Here is a 26,217-nt window from a genome sequence, read left to right on the forward strand (position 1 = left end):
CCGACGCCGGGGCGAGCAAGCACCGGCGAGTACGGCAGCGACGGTCTCGTGGGGGCGTCTGCGAGACGACAGCCCGGATGCGGCAGCGCTCTATATGGAGATCGTTTCCATTCTGGCACAAAAGGGACGATCGGACAGCTCGGCTCGCATGGGGACACAGGCCGAACGAGGGCCTCTGGGCTCGTCCCTGTGAGCGGAGGTGAAGAGAACGACTCAAGCGGGGGCGCCGGAGGCTGCGACGATGATGCCGGTGAGGAGTTGGGAGCTTGCGCTCCTGACACCGAGATCCCGGCCCTGTTTCTGCGCGACGAAGGCGATCACCTGCGTGATGCCCTGGAAGGCTTTCTGTAGCCCTCAGGGCGCGATCGTGCCGCTGGCCTGCCACCTGACCGGCCCACTTCCAACTCGCCTTGTTTTACAGGTGCTCGTTCAGCGGTGGGCGGACCAACTGGTGGCGCGGCCGCGTACCCCGTTGTCACCCCTCCTGGTCGACTCCCTTGCGTCGCGGTACGACCTCTACGGGGCAGTGGGAGTGATGCAGCAGTGTGTGGGCCACGCGCCCCAGGCCCGAGCGCATGTTGTCGGATCGCCGTGCGCCCACGACAAGCAGGTCGGTGTGAAGGCTGGCCTCGACGAGGACCGCGGCGGCGGATCTGCCCGCTTCCACATCCGCGGTGATGTCGAGACGAGGGAATTCGGCACGGAGACCGGACACCAGGGCCGCTTCGACGTCGTCACGCCTGCGCGCGACCGCATCGACGTCGTCGGGCGTGGTGTCCTCGGGGCCGACGTGGGAGAGATGCTTTTGGACGCTCAACAACCGGAGGGACGCCTTGCGGACCTGGGCCTCGCGAGCCGCCCTGGCCAGCCAGGCGGCGTCGGTCGGCCCGTGGACCGCGGCCGTCACCAGTCCGGTCTCCGGCCGTTCGGTCTCGTCGCGCACCACGATGACCGGGACGGCGCTTCCTGCGGCCACGCCGAGGCTCACCGAACCCAGCTTGAGCGATCGGAAGCCGCCGCGGCCTCGGCTGCCGATGACGATGGTGTCGTGCGGTCCGGCCGTGGTGTGAAGGGCTGACACGGGCTCCTTGAAACTCAGCTCCTCGGTCACGGTCAGACCGGGGTAGCGCTGCTGTACCGCGGACAGGGTTTCGAGCAGCAGGGACCGTCCCGAGCTGCGAATGCGCTCGACCGTCTCGAACGAGGCGAACCGCGTCAGCCGGTCGAGGTCCGCCCCGAGCACGACCAGCAGCGGCAACTGGTGCCGGTCGGCCTCATCGGCTGCCCAGAGGGCGGCTGACCTGGCGCGTTGTGAATCATCGATGCCTACGACGATCTTCTTGGACTTCGGGCCAACGGGAGTGTCGGTGTCCATGTGGTCTCCTCCGGCCGTCGATCGGTCGCACACCCCTCACGCTCCCATTCGTCGAACTGACGGAGGCAGGGCCACGAAGGCCCCCGATAGGGCCGAAAGACCCTGGTGCCACGCGGGGTGCGGGAGGTGCCCCGTCCGGCCGCGGGCCGTCGGAGGTAGGTGCCGGCCGGGCGAGGACCGCTACGGAAAGCCGCGCCCGGCGCTTCAAGGCACCGGACGCGGCTCGGGGACGCTGCCCACCCGCGTGGTGCGGCATGGGCCGGGGACGTCAGACGAAGGCACTCTCGCCGGTGATGGCCTTGCCGACGATGAGGGTGTTCATCTCGCGAGTGCCCTCGAAGGAGTAGATGGCCTCGGCGTCGGCGAAGAAGCGGGCGACGTCGTAGTCGAGAACGATTCCGTTGCCGCCGAATATCTCCCGGCTCCAGGCCACGACCTCGCGCATCCGGGCGGTGACGAAGGCCTTGGCCAGGGAGGAGTGTTCGTCGCGGAAGATCCCGGCATCCTGCAGACGGGCCAGCTGGACGAGCATGCCCCAGGAGGCGGTGATGTTGCCGAGGCTCTTGACGAGCAGGTCCTGCACCAGCTGGAAACGGGCGATCGGGCGGCCGAACTGCCGCCGCTCCTTGGCGTAGGCGAGGGCGAGTTCATATGCGCCGATCATGACACCGAGGGCCTGCCAGGCGACGCCGCTGCGGGTGGCGCGCAGGATCTCCGCGACATCGCGGAAGGAGTCCACCCGCTGGAGCCGGTCGGCCTCCGGGACACGGACGTCGGTCAGGGTGAGATCGGCGTTCTCGACGATACGGAAGGCCGTCTTGTTCTCGATCTTCGTGGCCGAGAAGCCGGGGGTTCCCCGCTCCACCACGAAGCCCTTGACCTTGTTGTCGGCCTCGTCGCGTGCCCAGACGATGACCAGGTCGGCGAAGGTGCCGTTGCCGATCCACCGCTTGGCGCCGTTGAGGATCCAGTGGTCGCCGTCCCGCCGGGCGGTGGTGCGCATCCCGCCCGCCACATCGGAGCCGCCCAGGGGCTCGGTCATGGCGAAGGCGCCGATCTTGTCGAGGGCGGCCATCGCGGGCAGCCAGCGGTCGCGCTGCTCCTGGTCGCCGCCACGGTAGATGCTGTACATGGCAAGACCGTTGTGGACGCCGAAGAAGGTCGCGGAGGAGGCGTCGGTCCGGGTGAACTCCATGGAGAGCATGCCGACCAGCAGATTGCTGCCGGCGGGCAGCGGGTCGCCGTATCCCTCGTACGGGACACCGGCGAGGCCCGACCCGCGGAACGTGCCGATCAGCTCGCGGGGGAACTCCCCCTTGGCCCAGGCGTCGTTGACCAGCGGCTTCACCTCGGTGCGCATGAAGTCACGGGCGTGCAGGAGCAGCTTGCGCTCGTCGTCGGGCAGCAGGTTCTCGTAGGCGTAGAAGTCGGCGGTGAGACCGTCGGTCGCTTCGTTCTGCGGGTGGGTGGCGGTCATGACCGGGTCTCCTCGTTCTCGTTGCTGGTGGTGCCGGCGTTGTTCAGGGCGCCGAGGACGGCGAGCTGCTTGCGGTCGCGCTCCTGGCTGAGGTCGCGGTACGAGCGGGAGCCGTAGGCGTCCTCCACGGCCCTGATGAGCCGTTCGGTCTGGTCGGGGCTTTGCTCGGGGCGGCCGAGGGAGTCCCACATCTTCTGCATCGACGGGCCGATGTGCTCGGCCATGTGCCGGTAGCCGCCGGGGCCGCCGCCCAGGTGGGCGCCGAGGAAGGGGCCCACGGCCGACCAGCGCAGACCGAGCGAGTTCACCATGATCGCGTCGAGTTCGGACGGGCTGACCACACCCTGTTCCACCAGGTGGATCGCCTCGCGGCTGAGTGCGTTCTGCAGTCGGTTGCCGACGAAGCCGGGGATCTCCTTGCGCTCCACCACCGGGACCCGGCCGACCGAGTGGTAGAACTCCACCGCCCGGGTGACGGAGACCTCGCGGGTGCGCCGGCCGGGCACCACCTCCACCAGCGGCACGAGGTGCGGCGGGTTGAACGGGTGGCCGATCAGGATGCGTCCGGCGTCGTCGAGTTCCTCGGTGAAGGCGCTGGAGGGGATGGCGGAGGAGGAGCTCAACAGGAGCGCGTGGGGCGGGGCTTCACGTACAAGGGTGGCGAAGAGCTCACGCTTGAAGGCGGCGTTCTCGGGGCCGTTCTCCTGGACGACGTCGGCGTGGCGGACGGCTTCGACGACATCACTCACGAGGTGGACCCGGTCGGCGAGACCGGCGGTGTCGAGGCCCTGCCGGGCCAGCTGAGGGGCGGCCTCGGCCAGCGCCGTATCGACGGCTTCGGCGAGATCGGGGCGCGGATCGGTGACCCGTACCTGCAGTCCGTGCCCGGCGAACAGGGCGGCCCACGAGAGTCCGATGGTCCCGGCGCCGATCACGGCCACGGTGGTAGGTGTGTTGCTCATGGCAGATGCTTCTTTCGGTGCGCGGCGTCAGTGCGCGAGGTAGTCGTGCACCGGCTCGACCGGTGCCAGCGTGAGGTCGGTGAGGAGGTGGCTCGCCGAGACGATCTCGCGGACCGGGAGGTCGGCCAGCGGCGCCAGGGCATGCGCACCCAGCTGCAACCGGGCGGGGCCGGTCCAGGCGCCCTTGACGACCACATCGCTGATCTGCGTGCGGACCAACTGGGCCACCTGAGGCGCTCCGTCGTAGCCCGGCACCAGCTTGAGCATGTAGGTCGGCACGGTGATCTGGGCGGCCGCTTCGGCGGGGTCCAGCTCGTGGTGCTTGTAGCCCATCGTGGCGGTCGCCACCCGGACCGTGCCGTAGTCCAGGACGCCGACGAGCGCACCGTGGTCCACGTACAGGGCGGGTGATCCGACGGTCTTCGGGTAGGCACTTGCCTCGCGCCCGGAGGCGGTGGCCGCGAAGTTGTCGAGGTACATGGCGTGCAGGTACTCGCCCCGCTCGCCCTCGTGGCGGACCGGGATCGCCTGGCCGGATTCGGTGTACGGCCCGTACCCGGTGACGTCGCCCATCCGCATCACCTCGAAGCGGACCAGCGGTTCGTCGATCTCCAGCGGCTCGGGGACCACCGCGCGCAGCGCGTCGGGGTCGGTGCGGTAGACGATGTTGAGGTATTCGCGGTGGGTGAAGCGCGGGACGACCGGGGGATACGCCGGGTTGATCAGGGGAGTGGCGTGGTGCCGGACGACGTCCTGTTGCTGCATGGGGTGCTCCTCCTACTTGCCCTGCCAGACGGGGGCGCGGCGTTCGGCGAAGGCCGTCATGCCTTCGCGTACGTCGGCCGATGCGGCGAGGGCGGCCATCTCGTCGCGCTGTGCGGCGAAGGCGTCCGGCTCGGGAGTGCCGTCGGCGGCGTGGGCGATCTTCTTCACTGCCGCGAGGGCGAGTGGGGCGTTCGCCGCGAGCAGTCCGGCCAACTCCAGTGCCGTGGCGATCGTTTCACCGGCCGGTACGACCCGATTGGCGATACCGAGCCGACCGGCCTGCCGGCCGGAGACCGGCTCTCCGGTCAGCAGCAGCTCCATGGCCAGGTGGAAGGGGATCCGCTTGGGCAGCCGGATCGCCCCGCCGCCGGCCGCGATGAGGCCGCGCTTGACCTCCGGCAAGCCGAACCGGGCATCGTCCGCGGCGATGATGAGGTCGCAGGCCAGGGCGAGTTCGAAGCCGCCGCCCATGGCCCAGCCCTCGACGGCGGCGATCAGCGGCTTGGGCACCACTGTCTCGGTCAGTCCGCCGAAGCCGCGGCCCGGAATCTCCGGTGACTCACCGGCCAGTGCGGCCTTGAGGTCCATACCGGCGCTGAAGGTGCCTCCCGCGCCGGTGAGGATGCCGACCCGCAATGTCGTATCGTCCGTCAACTCATCCAGTGCGCTGGCGAGTTGAGTTGCCACGGACGCGTTGACCGCGTTACGGGCGCGGGGCCGGTCGAGGGTGATGAGGAGAGAGGTGCCGATCCTCTCGGTGCGGACCTCGGGGGTGGGGTCCGCGGGGCGGTCTTGGGCAGGGGTGGTGTCCGGTGTGCTGGGCATGGCCCGGTCCTTTGTCGTTCGGGTGTGGTGGGAAGAGCGGCGAGATGGCGGGTCGTCAGTTGCGGTCCGCCGCGAGCTCTTCGAAGACTTCGTCGGTGTGCTGGCCGGGCAGCGGGGCGAGCCGCCGGACCGAGCCGGGGGTGGCGGAGTAGCGCACGGGGATGCCGACCGAACGGATCGGGCCCTCACTCGGATGCTCGACCACGTCGAGGAGGTGGCCGTCGCGGACGTACGGGTCATCGGCGGCCCGGTCGAGTTCCAGCACCGGCGCCATGGGGACGCTGTGCTTGGCGCAGATCTCCTCCCACTCCGCGGTGGTCAGGCCCGGCGCGCACTGGGCCACCAGTTCCAGGAGCGGGTCGACATCGGCGTCCTCGGTGGCCGGGCCCGCCACCCGCGGGTCCTCGGCGAGGTCGGGGCGGCCGGCGGCGGTGAAGACGTCACGGAAGTTCTGCGGGGTGTACGGCACGATGCAGGCGAGCCCGTCGGCCGTCGCGACGGCCCGGTGGCCGCGCTTCATCGACAGGGGGAATCCGGTGTCGCCCTCCGCCGGCTCGTAGACATGGCCGGACAGATGCTCGACGAGGTTGAAGGCGAGGAGCGTGTCCGTCATGGGGACTTCGATGTGCTGGCCGCGGCCGGTGCGGTCGCGGTGCACCATCGCGGCGAGCACCGAGTAGACGATGGTCAGCGCGGCCACCTTGTCACCGATGATGGTCGGCAGATAGACGGGCCGGCCCAGCGCGCGGTTGGCCACGTCCACCAGACCGGAGGACGCCTGCACCGTTTCGTCGTAGGCGGCGTGGCCCGCGCGGTCGGAGTCGCTGCGAAAGCCCTGGGCGTGGGCGTAGACCAGACCGGGGTGGCGGTCGGCGAGATCTGCGTAGGTCAGGCCGAGCCGGGCCAGGGCGCCGGGGCGCATATTGGTGATCAGCACGTCGGCGGTGCCGATGAGCGCCAGCGCGCGCTCACGGTCGGCGTCGTCCTTGAGGTTCAGGGAGACGCTGCGCTTGTTGCGATTGACGTTCAGGTTGAGCGGTGTCATTCCGGGCGTGGTGCGGTACCGGCCCGACCGTACGGTGTCCGACGGGGACTCGATCTTGATGACGTCGGCGCCGAGATCTCCGAGGATCTGGGCGGCGTAGGGGCCCATCACCACCGTGGACAGATCGATCACCCGTACGCCGTCGAGCGGGCCGTTGGCGCTTTCGGCCGTGCCGTTCATCGTCACTCCTGCGGAAGTAGCTGTACTGCGAATGTTTCTGTCTTCGACGTTAGGTGAGAAGCCGCGGAATGAGAACGATCAAGAAACGAAGAATGGCATGACCGCAGTGGTCATGCCATTCCTCGTTCGGGTCGTGACGGGCGCGCTCAGGCGAAGAGTTCCTCGGCGAAGATGCGTCGCGCCGCGCGCACCAGCTCTTCGAGGTCGCCGCCGGCCTCCGCCCGGACCTTGCGGTAGAGCAGCCCGGTGGCCAGTTCGGGCTGGAAATCCACCACCGGCAGCACCTTCACGTTCTCCAGCCGGTACTGATGCATCGGACTGTCCGGGGACAGCATCGTCATGGAAAAGGCGAGGCCGCCCGATACCAATTCCGATGTTCCCGCGTAGTCCGAGCTGTTGATGCGAATTCTCTTCCGCAGCCCCGCGGAATTCAGCCGTGCATCGATTTCATCGAAGTACGCGGGCATGGCCTCGGGGGCGGTGGCCACATAGGGAAGTTGCTTCAGCTCGTCCAGGGTGACCGAGTCGCGGCCCTCGAAACGGTCGGCGGGGACCGCGGCCCCGAGCCGTTCCCGCATGACCTCGATGACGCCGAGCGAGGCGTCGGCGACCGGCAGCCGGGCCAGTGCGAGGGCCAGCCGCCCGTCCCGGACCGCCTCGGCGAGGCCGGTGGAGCGGCCGGGCCAGCGCTTGAGCTCGTAGGTTTCCTCGCAGGCTTCGGCCAGCTCCCGCACCCGCGCGCGGAGGTCGGGATGCACTCCGGAGGGCATCCCGATGAGCAGGGTGACGCGCGCCGGCCGGACGGCCTCCCGCAGGCGCCAGGGAATGGAGTTGACGCGTTCGAGGACGTCGCGCGCCATCGGCAGCAAGGCGGCGCCGGCCGGGGTCAGGGCGACGTGGTGCGTGGTGCGGTCGAAGAGGGGCTGGTCCAGCTCGCGCTCAAGGTCCTTGATCCGCTGACTCAGAGGGGAGGCCGCCATATGCAACTTGCGCGCCGCTTGGGAGAAATTCAACTCTTCGGCAACCGCTACGAAGTAGCGCAAGTGCAGCATGTCCACACGCTCACACTACCTGGGGCCGAGGCCGCCTTTCCTGGACGAGGGGGCCCGCGTACGCGCTCCGCGTGTCACTCGGAGCGCCGGTCGCGTGTCGAGTCGGTCAAGGCGTGCAGTGCGCGCAGGAAGCCGCGGCGGTCCGTCGCCGGGAGTGGGGCGAGGATGCGGTCCTCGGCCACGCGGATGGCGTCGCGTACCGAGCGGTGGACCCTGAGGCCGTCGTCGGTGATGGACAGCAGCCGCACGCGCCGGTCGGCCGCGTCCGGCACCCGGGTGATGAGCCCGGCCGCCTGGAGCTTGTCCAGGGTGGTGATGATGCGCGTCTTGTCCGCGCCGATGGCCTCGGACAGTGCCGCCTGAGTGCGGATCGGGCTGCTGTCGAGGGCGCCGAGCACCGCGTAACCCCACATGGAGATGTCGTGCTCGGCAAGGACCGGACGCTCTGCCTCGATCAAGGAGCGGAGCAATGGCTGGAGCATCGCGGCGAGATCGCGGCTCCTGTCGTCGGCGGTCATGGCGTCACGATACTCGTTGACAGATCATATGCTGAGACAGATCATAGGTGCATGCCTACTAATTGCCTCCGAGCCGCGAGCGGCGCCTCGCGGGATGCCGCAGCACCCCCGACGGGGGAAGAGGTCCGCGCGCTCGATGCCGACGCCGTCCGCACCAGCCTTGAGGTGGTGGCGCGGGTGACGCCGGCGGACCTGGACCGGGCGACCCCGTGCGCCGGATGGACGCTGCGCGACCTGCTGGCCCATATGACCGCTCAGCACTACGGCTTCGCGGCGGCGGCTCGCGGCGAGAGCGGCCTTGAGCCGTGGCGGCCGCGGACCGGCGAACACGACCCCGTGAGCGCCTACCGGTGTTCGGCCGAGCGGGTCCTGGCAGCCTTCGCCGAAGCCGGCGTCCTGGACGGGCACTTCCGCCTGCCGGAGATCGACGCCGAGCGTTCCTTCCGCGCTGCCCGGGCCATCGGTTTCCACCTCGTCGACTACGTCGTCCACTCCTGGGACGTGGCCCGAAGCCTGGATGCCACGGTGGACTTCGGCCCCCGCCTGCTCGATGCCGCGCTCGCCGTGGCCCGCGCGGTTCCCGACGGCCCCTCCCGCACCGCTCCGGCCGCCGCCTTCGCTCCCCGGATCCCGCACTCTCACGGCACCCCGTTGGAAGAGATCCTCACCCTCCTCGGCAGGTCACCCGCCTGGCCGGAGTGAAGCAGAGCGCCCGCCCGACCTCTCGTCGGCCACCGGCCGGCTCCGTTGCCGCCGGCGCACCCCGTCGAGCAGCCTCGTCCGCCGGTCCGGTGACATCGCCAGATCGGCACCGGTCAAGGCCAGCGCGGTCGCCCCGTCGAGCACCGCCCGGTCGGCGCCCGGGCTCTTGCCGTACGCGGTGAACTCGGGCGTGTGCTGCCTGGCGCCGCCCGTGTCGTAGCCGATGGTGGGATGGATCGTGGGGATGAGCTGGGAGACGTTGCCCATGTCCGTGGAGGCCATCGTCTCGCCCTGCCGGGAGGTCGCCGTGCGGCCCAGTTCGCCGAGCGCGGCCGCGTACGCCGACGTCATGTCCGGATCTTGGCGGAGATCGGCGAAGTCCCTTCCGTGACAGCGGAGTTCGAGTTCGGCCCCGGTGGCGAGAGCCCCCGCCTCGAAGCAGGCGCGCACCCGCAGCCAGGCCGCTGCGAGCTGTTCGGTGTCCAGCGCCCTGACCTCGCAGCGTGCGGACGTACGGGCCGGGATGACGTTGACGGCCTGGCCGCCGTCGGTGACGATCCCGTGCACGATCACGCCGGGCGGCAGTTGCTGGCGGAGCAGTCCGAGGGCGGTATGGGCGACCGTCATCGCGTCGAGGGCGTTGACGCCTTCCCAGGGGGCGAGCGCGGCGTGCGAGGGCTTGCCGCGGAAGGTGACGTCCCAGGAGCCGATGGCCAGCGAGGAGGCGCCGATGCTGTCGTCGGGGGCGGCGTGCACCATCATCGCGGCGGCCACATCGTCGAAGACCCCGGCGTCGAGGAGGTGCACCTTCCCGCCGTAGTCCTCCTCCGCGGGAGTGCCGATCAGCTTGACCGTCAGGCCGAGTTCGTCCGCGGCGGCGGCAAGTGCCAGCGCGGCGCCGACGGCCGCGGCTCCGTTGACGTTGTGCCCGCAGGCGTGACCTATGCCGGGCAGGGCGTCGTACTCGGCGCAGAATCCGATGACGAGGTCGCCGGTTCCGCGGGTGGCGACGAGGGCGGTGGGCAGGTCGGCGACGCCGCGGGTGACGGTGAAGCCGGCCGACTCCAGGAGGCCGGCGACCCGTGCGGCCGCGCGATGCTCCTGGAGAGCGGTCTCGGGTTCGTCGTGCAGGCCGTGGCTGAGGGCCACGAGCTGCCCGCTCCAGGTCCGCACGGCTTCGGTCACCGTCCGGTGCACGCCCCGGGTGTACGTCATGCGAGTTCTCCACTCTGTGTCGGCTGCGGTGAGTACGTCGCGACCGCCGCATGCGGGCTGCGGTAGCGCAGCGCGAGCGCCACGCCGACGGCCGCCGCGCAGGCGCACGCCCCCCAGCCCCACAGGTAGCCGGACTCCGCGATGAGTGCGCTGCCGCGCGAGGAGTTGGCCGCGAAGAACGCGCCGATCACGGCGGCGCCCATGGCGGCGCCGAGGGAGAGGGCCAGTTCGTTGAGGCCGACGGCGAGGGCGGTCTCCCGCTCCTCGACGACCTCCGCCGAAAGGGTCCGGGTGATCGACTCGAAGAGCCCGGTCGCCAGCCCCACGACGAGGGCGGAGGCCACGTACTGCGCGAGGGTGTCGTGGAAGAGGACCATCCCCAGGAAGCCCAGTGCGATCAGAGCGCCGCCGGAGGCGAGAACCAGGCGGTCGCCCAGGCGCCGAGCGAGGCGCGGGGTCAGCGCGGAACCGGCGAAACCCGCGGTCACCATGGCCAGCGAGATGGTGGCGATGGCCTGCGGCCCCAGACTCATGCCGTAGCCGGTCGCGGAGCGTGAGGAGCCCAGGAACAGTGCGTTCGCGCCGAGGAAGCCGATCGTGCCGAACGCCGCGCAGAACGTGTAACCGCTGACCACCGCGAGCCGCGGATTGCTCAGCAGCCGCACGCTGACCAGAGGGTGAGCCGACCGCCGTTCGACCGCCACCCACGCCGTGAGGGCGGCGACCGCCGCGACGGCGAGAGCGAGAGTGCGCGGCGCGCCCCAGCCCCACGTACCGCCCTGCGCGAGGAGCAGGACGAGCGCCACCAGGCCCGCGGTGAGCAGTGCCGCCGCCGGGTAGTGGAAGCGCCCGCCGCGCGGTGCGTCGCTGTCGGGCAGGATGATCCCCGCGATCAGCGCGAGAACGGCGAACGGGACAGCCGTCCACAGTCCCGCCTCCGCGTGACGCTCGCTCAGCGCGCCGGCCACGAGACCGCCCACGCCGATCGCGATGAGCAGAACGCCCACGAGGAGGGAGATTCCGGTCCGGTTCCGTTCGGGGGCGCGGGAGCGGAGGATGCCCACGAGGAGCGGGAAGAAGCCCACCAGGGCGCCCTGTAGTACGACGCCGACGGCGAGGGTCACGGGGGAGGGCCGAACGGCGATCAGGAGCGAGCCACCGGCCACCATCGCCAGGGCAACCCGCAGGACCTTGCGGTGCCCGTAGAGGTCACCGAGCCGGGAGAGCAGCGGCGTCATCACCGCGAAGGCCAGCTGGGACAGCAGGTAGATGTTGTTCTGCCCCACGGTGTCGATGTCCAGGCGCAGGCCGACCTCCGGCAGCAACGGCGTCAGATAGCCCTGGACGATGCCGCTGAACAGGATGACGACCGCCATCGTCGCGAGCATCCCCGGCCCGGCGCTCGGCGCCCCGGGCCCCCGCCCCGTTCCCGATATGCGTGTGGGCACAGCTTCACCTCTGGATCGTCTGGTGGCCGAAACCGAATGGTGGCTACTGTGCGGGCCGAGGTACGGACGGCCCCGAATATTCATGGATTCCTGCACATGGAGTGCTTCTGATGCGAGAAACGGTCACCGCAAGCGAACTCGACCTCGCTCTGGTGAACGCGCTCCAGCTGCGTCCCCGGGCCTCGTGGTCGGAGCTGTCGCCGCTGCTCGGGGTGACCGCCGGAACGCTGGCGCGGCGCTGGGAGCGGCTGACCGGAGAAGGGCTCGCCTGGGTGTACGCCGCGCCCGGCCGCGAGTTCACCCGCAACCGCTGTACGGCCTTCGTGCTGCTGCGCTGCCTCCCCCAGGACCGGTCCCGGCTGATGACGCGGCTGTGCGCGCTTCCCGAAGCGGTGACGATCGAGCTGACCGGATCCGGCAGCGCCGACCTGCTCCTCGATGTGCTCGCCCCCGATCTGGCCTCACTCAGCAGATTCCTCCAGGAGAGGCTGGACCGGCTGCCCGGCATCGTCTCGGTGAGCTGCCTGTTCGCCACGTCGCTCTACGTCGAGGGCAGCCGCTGGCGCCTGCGATCCCTGGACCCCGCCCAGTTGACGGCGCTCGCCGGTTCGGCGGCGGCGCGGGAGCCGGTCCGCACCCTCACGCTCGATGCCGTCGACCGCGCCCTGGTCGACGAGCTGGTTCGCGACGGCCGCCTCGGTCTGGCCGAACTCGCCACGCGTACGGCCACCAGCCCGGCCACCGTCCGCCGCCGGCTGCGCCGTCTGGAGGACTCCGCGATCCTGACCTTCCGCTGTGACGTCGCCACCGCACTCGCCGGGCATCCCGTCCCGGTCTCCCTGCTCGGCCAGGTGCCCGCGCGGGACATCGGCACCATCCACCGGGCCTTCGCCGCCCTGCCCGATTGCCGTCTGGTCGCCGCCGTGACCGGCCCCGCCAACATCTTCGCCACGCTCTGGGTGCACGACCTCGGTGACATCCAGCGGCGCGAGACGGCCCTGTGCGCCCGCCTGCCCACCCTCACGGTCACCGACCGCATCGTCGGCCTGCACACGGCCAAACGCATGGGCCACCTCCTCGACGACGAGGGACGCCGGATCGGCGTGCAGCCGATCTCCCCCTGGTAGGGGGCGAGGCGACGAACTGCCTGCAGCCTTCTTCCGGCCCAGCGTGGGGGCTGAGAAGAGCTAGTGAAACCCCTTACCGCCCAGGTCAGTTGAGTGTTCGGGGCGAAGGTCACGAGAGGGCGGTTCGTGTCGCCAGGACGCATCCAGGGCCGTCCGCGACGTGCGGCATGGTGCCGAGCGTCGCGGACGGCTGCTCTTCCCGGTTCAGGAAGCGGCCGGTCCCGTCTGGTTGATGACCGCGAAGACCCCGCCCTGCGGATCCTGCAGGACGGCCATCCGGCCCGCCATCATGTCGAAGGGCGGCTTGAGGACGTTGCCGCCGGCCCGGACCAACGCGTCGACGGTGCTGTCGGTGTCGTCGACGGAGAAGTACGTCAGCCAGTGCGAGGGGGTGCCCGGCGGCACCTCGATCCCGTCGAGGTTCTGCATGCCGCCGACCATGCGGCCGCCCGCCGAGAGCGAGAAGTAGCCTCCCGCGCCTTCCATGGGCGTGGCCTGGAGGCCGAGTGCGGCGGCGTAGAAGGACGACGCGGTGTCGGGGTCGCTGGTGTTGAGCTCGTTCCAGATGATCGCGCCGGGTTCGTTGACGACGCCGGCGCCATGGAAGTCCCGCCCCTGCCAGAGGCCGAAGACGGCGCCCGTGGGGTCGCTCACGATGGCCATCCGGCCGAGCTGTTGCACATCCATGCCCGGCATCTGCACCTGGCCGCCGCCCGAGGTGATCGCGGTCTCGGTGGCGTCCACGTCGGCGGTGGCGAGGTAGGTGGTCCACACGGGCGGCGGCATGGGGTCGGGCCGGCTGCCGTCCGGGTTCATCGCGGCCATGATGCCGGCGACCGGTTTGCCGTCCATGGTGCAGACCGCGTAGCCCCCTGTCTCGGGCGGTCCGACCTCTGCCTGCCAGCCGAAGAGGTCACGGTAGAAGTCCAGAGCGGCCTGCTGGTCGGGGACCATGAGATCGACCCAGCAGGGGGTGCCGGGTGGGTAGGGACCGGTGGCATCGGGCATGACGGGGCCTCCGTGGCGGTGGGTCGTTCCGACGTCCACCTTTGCCCGGCGGTTCGCCTCGCCATTCCTGGAGGCCGTACGCGGCAGCCGTTTGGGTGCGGCCAACCGGAGACCGTCGGATCGGGCGGCCACCCGTGGCCCCGGGCCGACGGCATCCCCGTGACATTTTGGCGAATGAATCTGACCTTCCAGTTATCGGGCCGCGCAAAATAGGCGGTGGAACACGGAACCGAAATCCGGAATGTTGCATTCTTAACCATCCCGTCGAGATATTTCTCGACAAGCGCGTACCTCTATGGCACTCTTCAACGGAGTCGTCATCTCGGGGGACACATTGACGGCAACGGGGGGAGACGCGATCTCTTCTGCATGCCTGCGCCCGACCAGCGTAGGTGTCGCAATCATGGGCTCTCGCAATCTCTGCGCGCGTCGCGCGTCTGCGTGCCCACAATCAACGGGGTTAGATTTCAGTGATAGCGGAAGAAGTCTACGATCTGGTGATGGATGACTTGTTCATCCGGGCCGATCATCTGGCGCCGGGGAGCTCTGTCTTCCTCAAACTCGAGGGTCTCAATCCGGCAGGATCCGTCAAACTCAAGACCGCCGTGGCTCTGGTTTCCCAGGCCGAGGAATCGGGCCGCGATTTCCCGCGCACCCGGCTGATCGAATCGACATCGGGAAATCTCGGTGTGGCGCTCGCCATGGTCTGCGCGGCAAAGGGATATCACCTCACCTGTGTGACGGACCCGAATGCCAACGCCCAGTCGGTGCGCCTGATGAAGGCGCTGGGGGCCGAGGTCGTGGTGATCGACCTGCGGGACGGCAACGGCGGCTTCCTGCAGTCCCGCATCGACTACATCGGCGAGCGTCTGCGGCGCGAGCCCGACACCTACTGGCTCAACCAGTACGCGAACCCGGCCGGCCCACAGGCCCACCGGGAACGCACGGGGCGGTCCATCTTCGAGGAGGTCGGCCACGTCGACCACGTCTTCATCGGGGCGGGCACGACCGGGACCCTGATGGGCTGTGCGGAGTTCTTCCGGCAGCACAGCCCCGACACCCGGATCATCGCGGTGGATTCCGTCGGATCGGTGTCGTTCGGCGGCGCTCCGAGCCGGCGCCATATACCGGGTCTGGGCACCAGCCGACGGCCGGAAATCCTGGATGAGGCGTTGATAGACGAGGTCGTCCACATCTCCGAGGTCGATGCCGTGGAAATGTGCAGAGCGCTCGCCGAAGAGCGCGGGCTGCTGCTCGGCGGATCGTCAGGAACGGTTCTCGCCGCGGTCAGCGAAAAAGCCAAGGACATTCCTGAAGGAAGCGTCGTGGTGGCCATCTCGCCGGACTTCGGCGAACGCTATCTGGAAACCATCTACAACGACGCATGGGTGGCCGAACGGTGGCCCGAGAACGAGTACCGAAAGATCTCGGAAATTTCTCGGGTCCGAGCCCGGGCCTGAGGAGAGGAATAGAAACGTGTTCGACTTCGATGTGGTGGCGGGCGAGACCGTTCGCGACGTGCTCAGCAGCAGACGTGCCGAGGTACTCGGTATCGTCAGCGATGCCTATCGCAGCCATGAGGCAGGGGAATCCATCAATCCGGATTCCTACTTCCTCCGCTTTCCCGAGAAGCCCGACTCCCGGATCATCGCGCTGCCCGCCTACCTCGGCGCCGATGTCCAGCTCGCCGGCATCAAGTGGATCGCCAGCTTCCCCAAGAACACCGAGGCGGGAAACCCCCGCGCCTCGGCCGTGCTGATCCTCAACGACTACGAGACGGGTTACCCGGTCGCCTGCCTGGAGGCCGCGAACATCAGCGCCGCCCGCACGGCAGCCTCCGCCGCCGTCGCTGCGACCGCGCTACGCCCGGGCGGCTTCGCCGGGACCCGTATCGCCGTCGTGGGCGGCGGCGTCATCGCCCGGAACATCTGCGACTACCTGCACGCCGCGGGCTGCGCGCCCGACGCCTACCTCGTACACGACCTCCACCAGGAGTCGGGACAGGCACTCGTGGAGCATCTGCGCACCACGCAGCAGCGTGCCGCCTCCTTCACCGACGACCTCGGCACCGCGCTGGAGGCGGAGACCGTGGTCTTCGCCACGACCGCGCTGGAGCCGTACGTCACCACTCCGTTCAAGCCCGGCCAGGTCGTGCTGAACGTCTCGCTGCGGGACCTGACCCCCGAGGTGGTGCTGGCGGCGGAGAACATCTTCGACGACGTGGACCACTGCATGAAGGCCAACACCTCGCCCCACCTGGCCGAACAGCTCACCGGCTCACGGGACTTCGTGACCGGAACGCTCGCCGGAGTCCTCAACGGCGATGTGTCGGTGGCCGCCGACCGCCCGGTGATCTTCTCGCCGTTCGGACTCGGCGTACTCGACCTCGCGGTGGGCGCGTACGTACTGCAGCAGGCGCGCGAGGCCGGCACCGCCATCGCGATTCCCCAGTTCTTCGGGGAGACGCGGCGATGGTGACCACACAGTCCCCGGCGGCGGCCGTACCGACCGCGCCGCCCGGCGGGCGGCACACCACCCTCGCCGTCGTCGGCGCCGGTTCACGCGGCCTCGGCATCATCGAGCGCCTGGTCAGCCACTGTCTGGCGGATCCCTTTCCGGTCACCGTCCATCTGGTGGACCCAAGGCCCCTGGGCCCCGGATTCCACCTCGACGACCAGCCCGACCACCTCCTGCTGAACACCGTCTGCACCCAGATCACCGCTTTCGCGGACGAAGAGATGGTCGAAGGACCCGCCCGCGTGGACGGCCCGTCCCTCTACGAGTGGTGTCGCGCAAGGGGCTTACGCCTGGCGGCCGACGGATACACCGTGCGCGAGGAGCGGGCGGGGGAGGGGGCGTCGGACGGTCGGGAGATCCGGCCCAACGACTTCCTGCCCCGTCGGCTGCTCAGCGAGTATCTGCTCTGGGCCGCACAGCGGATCGTCGCGGCGGCGCCCTCCTGCTTCACGCTCGTACGCCACGCCACCACCGCCCGCGACGTGCGGCCGGCCCCCGGTGGCGGGGAGATCGTCGTCCTCGACGACGGGGGCCGGGTGCACGCCGACGCGGCCTTCGTCACCGTCGGGCACCACTCCCTGTATCTGCCTGCCGAGCCGCCGCACGAGCCACGGCTGATCACCCGCCCGTACCCGCTGCCCACGGCCCTGGACGCCATCGCGCCGGGCGACCGTGTCGCGGTACTGGGCATGGGGCTGACCGCCATGGACGTCATCGCCTCGCTGACCCTGGGCCGAGGCGGGAGGCACGAGCCGGCCGAAGAGGGCGGGCTGCGCTTCATACCCAGCGGCGAGGAGCCGCTGATCGTGCTGGCCAACCGCTCCGGCTTGCCGTCGCGCAGCCGGCCCGTTCTCCACCCCGGGCGGGCCCGCTTCGTGCCCCTCTCGCTGACGCCCGACCGGATCCAGGAACTGCGTGAACGGCGCGCCGACGGCCGGATCAACTTTGCCGAGGACGTCCTGTCCTTGGTCGAGGTCGAGATGGAACTGGCCTACTACCGCACGCTGTTGGGCCGCAGATGTGACGACATCCTCGGCGTGGGCGCCGAGTTCGCCCGCCGTGTGGCCGAGTCAGGCTGCGACGGTCTGCTGGCCGAGCTGCGTGCGGAGCACGGCCCCTTCCCGCTGCACGGTGTCCTCACCGACCAGCTCACCGACCGGCAGTGGCCTGAACAGGGTGACTACGCCGAGTGGTTCACCCTGCAGATCGGGATGGACCTCGCCGAGGCCAGGGACGGGCTGGGCGTGAGCCCGGTCAAGGAAGCCCTGGAGGTGCTGCGGGACCACCGCGACGCTCTCCGGTCCGTCGTCGATGCCCCGGGCGTCGACGATCCCTCGCTGGACTACTTCTTCGGCGAGTTCGCCGCCACGGTCAACCGCCTGGTGATCGGCCCCCAATTGGACCGGTCGGTGGAACTGCTCTCCCTGCTGGACGCAGGGGTGCTCCGGGTCGGCCCAGGGCCTCGGCCCAAGGTCACCGCGCCCAGCGGACAAGGGCCCTGGCGTCTGGAATCCACCTGCCTCGCCCGCCCCGAGCGCGTCGAGGTCGACCACGTCGTCCTCGCCCATCTCGCCGAGCCCGGCGCCGACCGGTTGCCCGCCTCCCTGCTCGGCAGGCTCGTCGCCGCGGGCCGCGTCTCCACCATGGCGAGCCGCGGCACCCGGATCCCCGGACTGCATGTCACCCGGGAAGGCCGGGGCATCGGTTCCTCCGGGGACGTGCAGACCGGGCTGTTCTTCCTCGGACCGCACACCGAAGGCTCCAGCTACTACAACCACTACGTTCCGTCACCCGGCGCACCTTCCCGCGCGCTGAAGGACGCCGAACTCGCTCTCCGTACCGCCCTGCCCGCCCTTCCCGCGAGGACATCATGAGCAACCGCGAGACCTTTACCCCTTGGACCCGGGACTACCGTCCCGAGACCCGCGCCGCCCAGGGCGACGGCTGGCGCTGCCCGACCACCGGAGCCGTGCCGCCCCCGATCGGGCTGGGCGCGACCTTCGCCCGGGACGACCGCTACCGCACCCCCGCGGGCTTCGCCTATCTGCGCGATCAGGGAACGCCCGGCTACGAGCAGGTCGAGGACGTGGTCGCGGGCCTGGAAGGCGGCGCCGACGCGCTGGTGTTCTCGTCCGGCATGGCTGCCGCCACCGCCGTCTTCCAGGTCCTGCCCGCCGGGGCCCGCGTGGTGGTTCCGCAGACGATGTACTTCGGGCTCACGAAGTGGCTGCTGGAGTTCGGGGCACAGCGCGGCCTTGAGGTCGTCCGCGTTCCCATGAACGACCTGGACGCGGTGGCATCCGCGGTGGAGGCGGCGCCGACCGCGCTGCTGTGGGCGGAATCCCCGGCGAACCCCACCTGGCTGGTGACGGACCTGGCGGCGTGCGCCGAGATCGCGCACCGCGCGGGCGCGCTGTTCGGCGTGGACAACACCGTCCCGACCCCGGTGCACACCCGGCCCTTCGAGCTGGGCGCCGACCTGATCATGCATTCCGGCACGAAGTACCTCAACGGCCATACCGACGTCGTGGCCGGCTTCCTGGTGGCCGCGCCGGAGCACGCCGGAGACCGCGAGGCTCTTCAGCCCCTCTGGGAGCGGCTGCGTCTGCACCGGCGCCTCACGGGCCCGATCCTCGGCCCCTGGGAGACGTATCTGCTGATGCGCGGCATCCGCACGCTCTATCCGCGGATGCGTCAGATTTCGGCCACGGCCATGGAGGTCGCCGAGCACTTCGCCGAACACCCCATGGTCAGCCGCGTGGCGTACCCCGGCCTGCCCACCGACCCCGGTCACGAGGTCGCCTCCCGGCAGATGACCGGCGGCTACAGCGGGATGCTCTCCCTGCACGTCGCCGGGCCGTGGCAGCGCTCCCTGCGCGCGGCCGAACACTGCGAACTGTTCATTCGCGCCACGTCCTTGGGCGGGGTGGAAAGTCTGATTGAACACCGATACACCTTTGAGGGACCAGACAGCACTTCTCCCAAGGACATGCTGCGGCTGTCCATAGGTCTCGAGAGTCCGACCGACCTCGTGGCCGACCTGGAGCAGGCATTGGAACGCGCCGCTAAGGACGAATCTTGAGTTCTGACACCACCAACGCCGGCGGTGCCGGGGAAGCCGGTACCGCCGGTGACGCCGGCACCGCAGGCACTACGGCCACCGCATCGCCGCCGACCGGATCCGGGGCAGCGCCGGGCGGATCCGGTCAGCCGGCCGGCCGCCGCGGACTGCTGCGCGACATGTCGCTGTCCGCGGTCCTCGCCGGGTTCGTGGCCGTCGTGGTTTCGTATTCCGGGCCGCTGGTCATCGTCCTCGCCGCGGCCTCGGCGGGACATCTGGACCGGGCGCAGACCGGGTCATGGGTGTGGGCCATCTCCATCGGCAGTGGTCTGACCTGCATCGGGCTCAGTCTGCGGACCAAGATGCCGATTATCACCGCCTGGTCGACACCGGGCGCGGCCCTGCTGGTCACCAGCCTGGGGGCGTACTCCTACGCGGAGGCAATCGGGGCGTTCCTCGTCACCGGCGTCGTGATCACCCTGGTCGGGCTGACCGGGGTGTTCGGGTGGCTGATGCGGCAGATCCCCACGGCCGTGGTCTCGGCCATGCTCGCGGGCATCCTGTTCTCCTTCGGCACCGGCGTGTTCACCTCGCTGAAGACGGCACCGTGGATCGCCGGGGCCGTCCTGGTCGCCTATCTGATCGGCAAGCGGTGGCTGCCCCGGTACGCCGTGCTGATCGCCCTCGCCGTGGGGGTGGTGTTCAGCGCGGCGACCTCGCGGCTGAACATCCAGCTGGACCACATCGAGCTGGCCCGCCCCGTGCTGACCACACCTCAGTTCAGCCTTGCCTCGCTCATCGGCATCGCGGTCCCGATGATTCTGGCCACGCTGGCATCGCAGAACGCCCCCGGGATGGCCGTCCTCACCGCTTCCGGCTACCGGCCCCAGGACCGGCTGCTGATCGGCTCGACGGGCCTGGTGTCCACCGCACTCGCGCCCTTCGGATCGCACGCCATCAACCTCGCGGCGATCACCGCGGCGATCTGCACCGGTCCCGAATCGCACCGCGACCCCGAGCGGCGGTACGTCGCCGGGGTCGCGTGCGGTGCGTTCTACCTCCTGATCGGTGCGTTCGGCACGACCCTTGTGGTCTTCTTCGCCGGTCTGCCGAAGGAGTTGGTCGCGGCCATCGCCGGTGTCGCCCTCTTCGGCGCGCTGGCCGGCGGTCTGACCGGAGCGGTCACGGAGGAGAAGGACCGGGAAGCCGCCCTGATCACGTTCCTGGCCACCGCGTCCGGGATGACCCTCTTCGGCATCGGATCGGCCTTCTGGGGCCTGGTCTTCGGTGTCGTGGCACATCTCGTGCTGACCCGCTGGCGAGGGCGCTCGGCCACCGGCTGACCTCGCATCGGACAAGCGGCCGCCCCGGCATCATGCCGGGGCGGCCGTTTTCGTCCTCGGCGGCCGGCTCGCGCCGCGGTTCCGGTGCGCCGTCGAAGCACCCCGGGTCGCGGTCAGGGCGCGCCGCCCGCTCCCGTGCTTGTCCGCCCTTCCGGCTGATGGGCACAGCCATCCGGCGAGTCTGTGGTGGACGGGCCGCGTGGCCGGGGGAATCTGGGACCGAGGCGGTGAAACGGTGAGCGATGGGCGCGGCAGGGACCCGGTGAAGGCTGCCCCGGCGGGCCGGCCGGAGCAGGTTCCGTCGTGGACCCTTCCGTCCTGGTACACCGCGGTGGCCCGGCTGTCGCTGCTGATCCCGCTCGTCATCACGCTCGCCGCCGGCTCGCTCCCGGATCCCGTCACATTCGTCGTGCTGCTCCTCGTGTACGCGGTATGGAGCGTGCTGCGGGCCGTATGGCTCCGGGGACGACCGGTCGGGGCAGGCATCGCGGCCCGTGGGCAGACGGCGGTGGCGGTCGTCGCCGATCTGGGGCTGCTCGTCGGACTGACCCTGGCCTCCGGGGGACCGGACTCCCCGGTGCGCTTCGCCTTCTTCGTCTGGCCGGTGGCCACGGTGTTGTGGCGGCTGCCCAAGGCGACGGGCGCGGTCGGAGCGGGGTGTCTCGCCGCCTACGTCACGATGCTCGCCGCCTACGGTTTCGGGGGCACCAGGGCCACCGAGGGCGACGCCGCGGCCGAGGCCTCGCTCCTGCTGTGGACGGCGCTGGTGTGCGTGCTGATCGCCGCGATCCTGGCGCTCCGCGAGCGGCAGGTCAGCGCGCTGCTGGCCGCACGCCGGGCGCTGTTGCGGGACGCGATCGCGGCAGAGGCACGGGAGCGAGCCGTACTCGCCGACGCGCTGCACGACGGCCCCCTGCAGACGCTCCTGGCGGCCGGGCAGGACCTCGCGGAAGCCACCGGCGCCGGCCAAGCGGCCCCGTCCGTCCGCCGTGCGGACGAATCCGTCCATCGCACCGTCCGCGAACTGCGCGAAGCCGTCTTCGCGCTGCACCCGCAGGTGCTTTCCGCGGCAGGACTGGGGCCCGCGCTGCGCGCGGCGGGGGAGCGGGCGGCACACCGCGGAAGCCTCACCGTGCACTACGACCTGCGAGTGTCCGGGCATGTGCCGGGCGAGGAACTGCTGTACTCGGTGGCCAACGAGCTGCTGACGAACGTCGTGCGGCATGCGCGGGCGGCGACCGTGGACATCCGGCTGGAGACCGCGTCCGACGCCGTGCTGCTCACCGTCGCCGACGACGGCGTGGGAATCGATCTCGCGGCGGCCCGACGGAGTCCGGCCGAGGGGCATGTGGGGCTGGCCGGACACCGCGCGCGTCTGGAGGACGGGGGCGGCACCTTGGACGTGGTGCCCGGCCCTGACGGTGGCACCGTGGCGCGGGTCAGGCTCCCGTTCACCCCGGGCGACGACAACGGCGCTCCTGAGGAGGGCGCTACCCCGGACGGCGCCACGCCCGGCTGATCCGTCCGGCGCCGACGCGAATCCTGCGGATCGCGCACCGCACCACATACATCGCCGGGCCACGCGCGTCCGCCCGCTCCGCCCGCGTACGTCCGCCTGCCCGGTCCGCGCGTGCCAACTGCTCCATCGCGGGCCCCGGGCGCATGGCTGGGCCGACGGCGGGCAGCACGACCTCGACCCGCGCACCGCCGCGGCTGCCCGGCCCGATCCGTAGCCGTCCGCCCGCCGACTCCGCCGTCCGGCGGGCGATGTCCAGGCCCAGGCCGCTGGAACCCCCGCCGCTGTGGCCCCGCTCGGCGGCCCGCCCGTCACAGATGCCGGGGCCGCCGTCCTCGACGATCAGGGTCACCTGCGACGGCTTTGGGATGACCGTGCTCGCGGTCATCGGGGTGTGGTCGGGAGTGTGCGTCAGGACGTTCTCGACCAGCACGTCGATCACCGCGGCCAGGTCCGTCTCCGGGATCGCCACCCGGGGCGCCTCCGGTGCCGTCCGCACCTGCCATGTGCGGCCCTGTTCCTGGGCCAGCGGCAGCCAGAAGTCGACCCGCTCGACGACGACACGGTTGAGGTCCGTGGTGGCGGCCGATGCCTCGCAGAGCTCCCCGCGAGCCTCCTTGATGACGGCGCTGAGCTGCCCTTGGAGCCGTGTCACCGCCTCCAGCATCCGCCGCGACTCGGCGGGATCGGACAGTGCCTCGGCCTGCAGCATGAGGGCGGTGACCGGAGTGCGCAGCCGGTGCGAGAGGTCCGCGGACGCCTCCCGCTCGCGCGCCATCAGATGCGCGACGCGGCCCGCAAGATGGTTGAAGGTCTCGCCCATCACGCGGAGTTCGGACGGTCCTTCCGGGCGTACGCGTGCCGACAGGTCACCGGTACTCAAGCGGGCGGCGGCCGCGACGAGCCGGTCCACCGGCTGCACGATGGACCGCCCCAGCCGCTCGGCGAGGAACACCGCGGCCAGGGGCAGCACGACGAGCCCCGCGATGACGGCCCCACCGACGACGAGCAGCGAGTGCCACTGACCCGAGGTCTCGACCGCCACGGCGACCCACGCGGGCCGGTCGTGACGCGAATGGGTCGCCACCACGGCCACCCGGCTCGACCCGCACCACGTCGTCCGGGTCTCCGGGCCCGCGTTCGCCCCGGCCCGCAGCACGCACGGTGTGCTCTGGCCGTAGACCTGGCCGGGACCCATCGAGACGACCACGCGCGCCTCGGACACCTGTTCCTTGGCGACGGAGGTGATCAGCGCCTCGTCACCGGCCTCGTGGTGGTGCACCGCACTGGCCATGATCTGCGCGTTCACCTGCGCGAGGTGGTCCACGTCGGTCAGGTAGCTGTGCCGTACGTAGAGAACGAACGGCGTCGCAAACAACAGCAGGCACACGAAGGCGCAGAATGCGGCCAGCAGAGCGAGCCGCCGCCTCACGGCGGTGGCTCCACGAGCTTGATGCCGACACCGCGCACCGTGTGCAGGAAACGTGGCGCGGCAGCCGTCTCGCCCAGGTGCCTGCGCAGCCAGGAGAGGTGGACGGCGACGGTCTTGTCCGTACAGGGATAGTCCCCGTCCCAGATCTCCGTGCGCAGCTCGTCCTTGGTCACGACCCGGCCCGCGTTCATGGCCAGATACGACAGCAGGCGGAACTCCTTGGGCCGCAGCGGCAGGCTGCGCCGCCCCAGGTGGGCGGTGTGCCCGCGCAGGTCGACGGCCAGCTCGCCGACCTGCAGGTCCTCCTGCTCATCCGCCAGCCGGTAGCGCCGGCGGACCGCGGCCATCCGCGCCTCGACGAGTTTGGCCGTGTAGGGCTTGGTGACGTAGTCGTCCGCACCGAGCTCCAGCGCGCGGATGATCTGGGACTCCGCGTGCCGACCGGACGCCACGAGAATGGGGACCTGGGTGCTGGACCTGACCATCTTCAGGAAATCGAGCCCGTCCAGGTCGGGAAGTCCGAGGTCGAGAATGACGAAATCCGGATTCTCGGAGACGGCCATGCTCATGCCGCGGTATCCGCTGTCCGCGGTCAGGACGTCATGGCGGCGATCCCGCAGGCAGTGGGCCAGCGATTCACGTATGTCTTCGTCGTCCTCGATGAGTACGATCCGCAACGGGTCCATCACTCCACTGAACATTGTCTGTGCACGTCGCGGCACACAGGCCGCACGCACACCGCCGGTGTTCCGGCAACGGCGTCCTGCTGCGGTGCGGACCACCGCCGGACTGCCATGCTCACACGCGGCAATTAAAGGAAGGTAAAACCGGATTCGTGCCCGCACCGGCGGGTGTACATGGATCGCCGGGCGGGCCCCGTAACGGCGGCCGGGCGCCGCGGCGGGAATTGCCGTCGGCTTCGGAGCAACGGCTCAAGGAATGCCCGACGATAGAATTCCCCCAGAGGCGGGCAAAGCGCTGCCCCTCGTCACCGGGCAGAAGTGAGGAGCGGGTGTGAAGGAGCCGGACCGTGTGACGGTCGTCGTCGCCGACGACCACCCGGTCTACCGGGAAGGCATCGCCCGCGCGCTGCGCGCGAGTGAGCGGCTGCGGGTACTCGCCGAGACCGAGGACGGTCCCGGGACGATCGACGCGGTCGCCGCACACACCCCCGACGTCGCGGTCGTCGACTACCGACTCCCAGGTGCCGACGGCATCGCCGTCGTCCGGGCCCTCGCCCGGGACGGGAGTCCGACCCGGGTTCTGCTGCTGTCGGCCATCACGGACAGCGCGGTGGTCTATCGCGCCCTTCAGGAAGGGGCCGCCGGATACCTGTCGAAGGAGGCCGAGCGGGCGGAGATCGTGGCCGCGGTGCTCGAAGTGGCAGGCGGCGGGACGGTGCTGCCGCCGGCTCTGATGGGTGATCTGGCCGGTGAGATCAGGGCCCGGGCGGCCGATGAGCGCCCTGTCCTGAGCGAGCGGGAACAGCAGGTGCTGGTCGCTTTCGCCCGGGGCAGCAGCGTTCCCCGGATCGCCGAGGAGCTCTATCTGAGCACCAGCACGGTCAAGAGCCATGTCCAGCGCCTCTACGAGAAGCTGGAGGTCTCCGACCGGGCCGCAGCAGTGGCCGTCGCCATGCGGCGCGGTCTCCTGGACTGAAGCGGAGCGAGATGGCGCTGCCACCACCGCGCAGGTCGTCGACGGCCTGCGCAGGGTGCTCACGCGACGCACGGCGTCCTCTGTACGCATGGTGCTCACGGTGCCCTCAGCCGGACGCCGACACCGTGCACGCTGTGCACATAGCGCGGGCGGGCCGCGCTCTCGCCGAGCTTGCGACGCAGCGCCGAGAGGTGCACATTGACCGTCCGTTCGGCATGGAGCCGCCGGTCGTCCCACAGGAGTTCGGCCAGTTCGGCACGGCTCACCACACGACCGTTGCTGCGGGTGAGGTGGAGCAGCAGCCGAAATTCCGTGGGGCGCAGGTCCACTTCCCGCCCGTCCACCGTGACCCGGTGGCAGCGCACGCTGATCCGCAGCCCGCCCACCTCGACGTCCGGTTCGTCGGCGTCCCAGAGGTACAGGGTGTGCAGGTGCAGGGCGGCCAGTTCGGCCGAGCACGACGCGGGCATATAGCCCGCCGCCCCGGCGTGCAGCGCAGAAATGATCTGCTGCTCCTCGCCACGCACCACGACGGGCGCCGGGGCGCAGCACCGCAGGAATTCCCGCAGCGCGAAACCTTGGCGCGGCGGGAGATCCAGGTCGAGCAGGACGGCGTGCGGCCGGCGGTGTGCGGAGAGCCGGAGCGCCTCGGAGCAGCACCGGGTCAGATGGACCGTGTGCCGTCTCCGCTGCAGGACATGCAGCAGTTGCTGCCCGCGCAGGGAATTGTCGTCGATGATCAGGAGGCGTGCCACGGCAGGAATCCACCTCGCTCTCCGTGCTGCCGCGCCGGGGTCGGCGTACGGCACCTGCCGGATGTCGGGTACCTCCAGCCTCGCCGCCGTCCGGCCGGGCCGGTATCCGTCGATCGGACGCCGACAGGACGATCTGTCCCGGCCGATCGGGGGAGGCCGATCGGCCGGGGGCCCAGCCCCGGTCCGGCGGGCTCGCGGTCGCGCCGACGGTCGCCGAGCAGGCGATCATCGGCGT

General features: G+C 70.4%; 23 protein-coding genes. 9 read left to right on the forward strand and 14 right to left on the reverse strand.

The annotated features are described in order from the left end of the window. Positions 1 to 475 precede the first annotated feature (475 nt). The 8 genes from QOM21_RS35225 to QOM21_RS35260 form a co-directional block, all read right to left on the reverse strand. Entirely contained in the window at positions 476 to 1,375 is a 900-nt protein-coding gene (locus QOM21_RS35225) for a universal stress protein (protein WP_407555154.1), read from the reverse strand. Positions 1,376 to 1,643: 268 nt separating this feature from the next. Beyond that, positions 1,644 to 2,852, reverse strand: a complete 1,209-nt coding sequence (locus QOM21_RS35230) for an acyl-CoA dehydrogenase family protein (protein WP_407555155.1) — start codon at positions 2,850 to 2,852, stop codon at positions 1,644 to 1,646. After that, entirely contained in the window at positions 2,849 to 3,814 is a 966-nt protein-coding gene (locus QOM21_RS35235) for a 3-hydroxyacyl-CoA dehydrogenase NAD-binding domain-containing protein (RefSeq protein WP_407555156.1), read from the reverse strand. The genes QOM21_RS35230 and QOM21_RS35235 overlap by 4 nt, the downstream gene beginning before the upstream one ends. 27 nt (positions 3,815 to 3,841) lie before the next feature. Next, the gene (locus QOM21_RS35240) at positions 3,842 to 4,579 is read right to left on the reverse strand and encodes an acetoacetate decarboxylase (RefSeq protein WP_407555157.1); all 738 of its coding nucleotides are present in this window, start codon (positions 4,577 to 4,579) and stop codon (positions 3,842 to 3,844) included. A gap of 12 nt (positions 4,580 to 4,591) precedes the next feature. Beyond that, positions 4,592 to 5,404 carry a crotonase/enoyl-CoA hydratase family protein gene (locus tag QOM21_RS35245; protein WP_407555158.1) on the reverse strand — a complete coding sequence of 271 codons (813 nt, stop codon included), beginning with the start codon at positions 5,402 to 5,404 and terminating at the stop codon, positions 4,592 to 4,594. Positions 5,405 to 5,459: 55 nt separating this feature from the next. Beyond that, positions 5,460 to 6,629: a CaiB/BaiF CoA transferase family protein gene (locus QOM21_RS35250; protein WP_407555159.1), complete on the reverse strand. Its 1,170-nt coding sequence runs from the start codon at positions 6,627 to 6,629 to the stop codon at positions 5,460 to 5,462. Positions 6,630 to 6,775: 146 nt separating this feature from the next. Beyond that, positions 6,776 to 7,681, reverse strand: coding sequence for a LysR family transcriptional regulator (locus QOM21_RS35255; protein ID WP_407555996.1), 906 nt, complete (start codon positions 7,679 to 7,681; stop codon positions 6,776 to 6,778). 74 nt (positions 7,682 to 7,755) lie between these two features. Beyond that, positions 7,756 to 8,199 carry a MarR family winged helix-turn-helix transcriptional regulator gene (locus tag QOM21_RS35260; protein WP_407555160.1) on the reverse strand — a complete coding sequence of 148 codons (444 nt, stop codon included), beginning with the start codon at positions 8,197 to 8,199 and terminating at the stop codon, positions 7,756 to 7,758. 51 nt (positions 8,200 to 8,250) lie between these two features. Here QOM21_RS35260 and QOM21_RS35265 point away from each other — a divergent pair, with 51 nt between their 5' ends. After that, entirely contained in the window at positions 8,251 to 8,901 is a 651-nt protein-coding gene (locus QOM21_RS35265) for a TIGR03086 family metal-binding protein (protein WP_407555161.1), read from the forward strand. On the opposite strand, the gene QOM21_RS35270 is transcribed toward QOM21_RS35265, so the two are convergent. Together QOM21_RS35270 and QOM21_RS35275 are read right to left on the reverse strand one after the other, a co-directional pair. Continuing rightward, positions 8,881 to 10,116 carry an amidohydrolase gene (locus tag QOM21_RS35270; RefSeq protein ID WP_407555162.1) on the reverse strand — a complete coding sequence of 412 codons (1,236 nt, stop codon included), beginning with the start codon at positions 10,114 to 10,116 and terminating at the stop codon, positions 8,881 to 8,883. The genes QOM21_RS35265 and QOM21_RS35270 overlap by 21 nt on opposite strands. Next, entirely contained in the window at positions 10,113 to 11,492 is a 1,380-nt protein-coding gene (locus tag QOM21_RS35275; RefSeq protein WP_407555163.1) for an MFS transporter, read from the reverse strand. Before QOM21_RS35275 ends, QOM21_RS35270 begins: the two co-directional genes overlap by 4 nt. A 182-nt stretch (positions 11,493 to 11,674) precedes the next feature. Here QOM21_RS35275 and QOM21_RS35280 point away from each other — a divergent pair, with 182 nt between their 5' ends. Further along, the gene (locus tag QOM21_RS35280) at positions 11,675 to 12,691 is read left to right on the forward strand and encodes an Lrp/AsnC family transcriptional regulator (RefSeq protein ID WP_407555164.1); all 1,017 of its coding nucleotides are present in this window, start codon (positions 11,675 to 11,677) and stop codon (positions 12,689 to 12,691) included. Positions 12,692 to 12,895: 204 nt separating this feature from the next. On the opposite strand, the gene QOM21_RS35285 is transcribed toward QOM21_RS35280, so the two are convergent. After that, on the reverse strand, positions 12,896 to 13,699 hold the full coding sequence (locus QOM21_RS35285) for a VOC family protein (RefSeq protein ID WP_407555165.1): 804 nt from the start codon (positions 13,697 to 13,699) through the stop codon (positions 12,896 to 12,898). Between the two features lie 500 nt (positions 13,700 to 14,199). Between QOM21_RS35285 and sbnA the strand changes: the two genes are divergently transcribed. The 6 genes from sbnA (at position 14,200) to QOM21_RS35315 (ending at position 22,139) form a co-directional block, all read left to right on the forward strand. Then, positions 14,200 to 15,159 (forward strand): 2,3-diaminopropionate biosynthesis protein SbnA, encoded by a 960-nt coding sequence (sbnA, locus tag QOM21_RS35290; RefSeq protein WP_407555166.1) that lies wholly within the window; start codon positions 14,200 to 14,202, stop codon positions 15,157 to 15,159. Positions 15,160 to 15,175: 16 nt separating this feature from the next. Further along, positions 15,176 to 16,177 carry a 2,3-diaminopropionate biosynthesis protein SbnB gene (gene sbnB, locus QOM21_RS35295; RefSeq protein ID WP_407555167.1) on the forward strand — a complete coding sequence of 334 codons (1,002 nt, stop codon included), beginning with the start codon at positions 15,176 to 15,178 and terminating at the stop codon, positions 16,175 to 16,177. Continuing rightward, positions 16,171 to 18,090: an FAD/NAD(P)-binding protein gene (locus tag QOM21_RS35300; RefSeq protein ID WP_407555168.1), complete on the forward strand. Its 1,920-nt coding sequence runs from the start codon at positions 16,171 to 16,173 to the stop codon at positions 18,088 to 18,090. Before sbnB ends, QOM21_RS35300 begins: the two co-directional genes overlap by 7 nt. Further along, complete coding sequence (locus tag QOM21_RS35305) at positions 18,087 to 19,298, forward strand: trans-sulfuration enzyme family protein (protein ID WP_407555169.1); 1,212 nt, start codon at positions 18,087 to 18,089, stop codon at positions 19,296 to 19,298. The genes QOM21_RS35300 and QOM21_RS35305 overlap by 4 nt, the downstream gene beginning before the upstream one ends. 146 nt (positions 19,299 to 19,444) lie before the next feature. Continuing rightward, positions 19,445 to 20,620: a benzoate/H(+) symporter BenE family transporter gene (locus tag QOM21_RS35310; RefSeq protein WP_407555997.1), complete on the forward strand. Its 1,176-nt coding sequence runs from the start codon at positions 19,445 to 19,447 to the stop codon at positions 20,618 to 20,620. Positions 20,621 to 20,855: 235 nt separating this feature from the next. Next, positions 20,856 to 22,139, forward strand: a complete 1,284-nt coding sequence (locus QOM21_RS35315) for a sensor histidine kinase (RefSeq protein ID WP_407555170.1) — start codon at positions 20,856 to 20,858, stop codon at positions 22,137 to 22,139. Here QOM21_RS35315 and QOM21_RS35320 read toward each other — a convergent pair. Both QOM21_RS35320 and QOM21_RS35325 read right to left on the reverse strand, forming a co-directional pair. Continuing rightward, positions 22,111 to 23,568 (reverse strand): sensor histidine kinase, encoded by a 1,458-nt coding sequence (locus tag QOM21_RS35320; RefSeq protein WP_407555171.1) that lies wholly within the window; start codon positions 23,566 to 23,568, stop codon positions 22,111 to 22,113. The genes QOM21_RS35315 and QOM21_RS35320 overlap by 29 nt on opposite strands. Further along, complete coding sequence (locus QOM21_RS35325) at positions 23,565 to 24,245, reverse strand: response regulator transcription factor (RefSeq protein WP_393891025.1); 681 nt, start codon at positions 24,243 to 24,245, stop codon at positions 23,565 to 23,567. The genes QOM21_RS35320 and QOM21_RS35325 overlap by 4 nt, the downstream gene beginning before the upstream one ends. Positions 24,246 to 24,582: 337 nt before the next feature. Here QOM21_RS35325 and QOM21_RS35330 point away from each other — a divergent pair, with 337 nt between their 5' ends. After that, positions 24,583 to 25,227, forward strand: a complete 645-nt coding sequence (locus QOM21_RS35330) for a response regulator (protein ID WP_407555172.1) — start codon at positions 24,583 to 24,585, stop codon at positions 25,225 to 25,227. Positions 25,228 to 25,322: 95 nt separating this feature from the next. Here QOM21_RS35330 and QOM21_RS35335 read toward each other — a convergent pair whose 3' ends face one another. Further along, positions 25,323 to 25,982, reverse strand: a complete 660-nt coding sequence (locus QOM21_RS35335) for a response regulator transcription factor (RefSeq protein WP_407555173.1) — start codon at positions 25,980 to 25,982, stop codon at positions 25,323 to 25,325. Positions 25,983 to 26,217: the final 235 nt, after the last annotated feature.

Source organism: Streptomyces sp. Pv4-95 (genome assembly GCF_045782725.1).
In the GTDB taxonomy this organism is placed as follows: domain Bacteria; phylum Actinomycetota; class Actinomycetes; order Streptomycetales; family Streptomycetaceae; genus Streptomyces.

Bases quoted from the DNA above. Each gene is read 5' to 3' on its own strand.
- QOM21_RS35275 (WP_407555163.1), bottom strand. From the start codon at position 11,492: ATGGCGGTCGTCATCCTGTTCAGCGGCATCGTCCAGGGCTATCTGACG.
- QOM21_RS35240 (WP_407555157.1), bottom strand. From the start codon at position 4,579: ATGCAGCAACAGGACGTCGTCCGGCACCACGCCACTCCCCTGATCAAC.
- sbnA (WP_407555166.1), top strand. From the start codon at position 14,200: ATGGATGACTTGTTCATCCGGGCCGATCATCTGGCGCCGGGGAGCTCT.
- QOM21_RS35270 (WP_407555162.1), bottom strand. From the start codon at position 10,116: ATGACGTACACCCGGGGCGTGCACCGGACGGTGACCGAAGCCGTGCGG.
- QOM21_RS35300 (WP_407555168.1), top strand. From the start codon at position 16,171: ATGGTGACCACACAGTCCCCGGCGGCGGCCGTACCGACCGCGCCGCCC.
- QOM21_RS35265 (WP_407555161.1), top strand. From the start codon at position 8,251: ATGCCTACTAATTGCCTCCGAGCCGCGAGCGGCGCCTCGCGGGATGCC.
- QOM21_RS35285 (WP_407555165.1), bottom strand. From the start codon at position 13,699: ATGCCCGATGCCACCGGTCCCTACCCACCCGGCACCCCCTGCTGGGTC.
- QOM21_RS35260 (WP_407555160.1), bottom strand. From the start codon at position 8,199: ATGACCGCCGACGACAGGAGCCGCGATCTCGCCGCGATGCTCCAGCCA.
- QOM21_RS35305 (WP_407555169.1), top strand. From the start codon at position 18,087: ATGAGCAACCGCGAGACCTTTACCCCTTGGACCCGGGACTACCGTCCC.
- QOM21_RS35230 (WP_407555155.1), bottom strand. From the start codon at position 2,852: ATGACCGCCACCCACCCGCAGAACGAAGCGACCGACGGTCTCACCGCC.
- QOM21_RS35280 (WP_407555164.1), top strand. From the start codon at position 11,675: ATGCGAGAAACGGTCACCGCAAGCGAACTCGACCTCGCTCTGGTGAAC.
- QOM21_RS35255 (WP_407555996.1), bottom strand. From the start codon at position 7,681: ATGCTGCACTTGCGCTACTTCGTAGCGGTTGCCGAAGAGTTGAATTTC.
- QOM21_RS35235 (WP_407555156.1), bottom strand. From the start codon at position 3,814: ATGAGCAACACACCTACCACCGTGGCCGTGATCGGCGCCGGGACCATC.
- QOM21_RS35245 (WP_407555158.1), bottom strand. From the start codon at position 5,404: ATGCCCAGCACACCGGACACCACCCCTGCCCAAGACCGCCCCGCGGAC.
- QOM21_RS35225 (WP_407555154.1), bottom strand. From the start codon at position 1,375: ATGGACACCGACACTCCCGTTGGCCCGAAGTCCAAGAAGATCGTCGTA.
- QOM21_RS35250 (WP_407555159.1), bottom strand. From the start codon at position 6,629: ATGAACGGCACGGCCGAAAGCGCCAACGGCCCGCTCGACGGCGTACGG.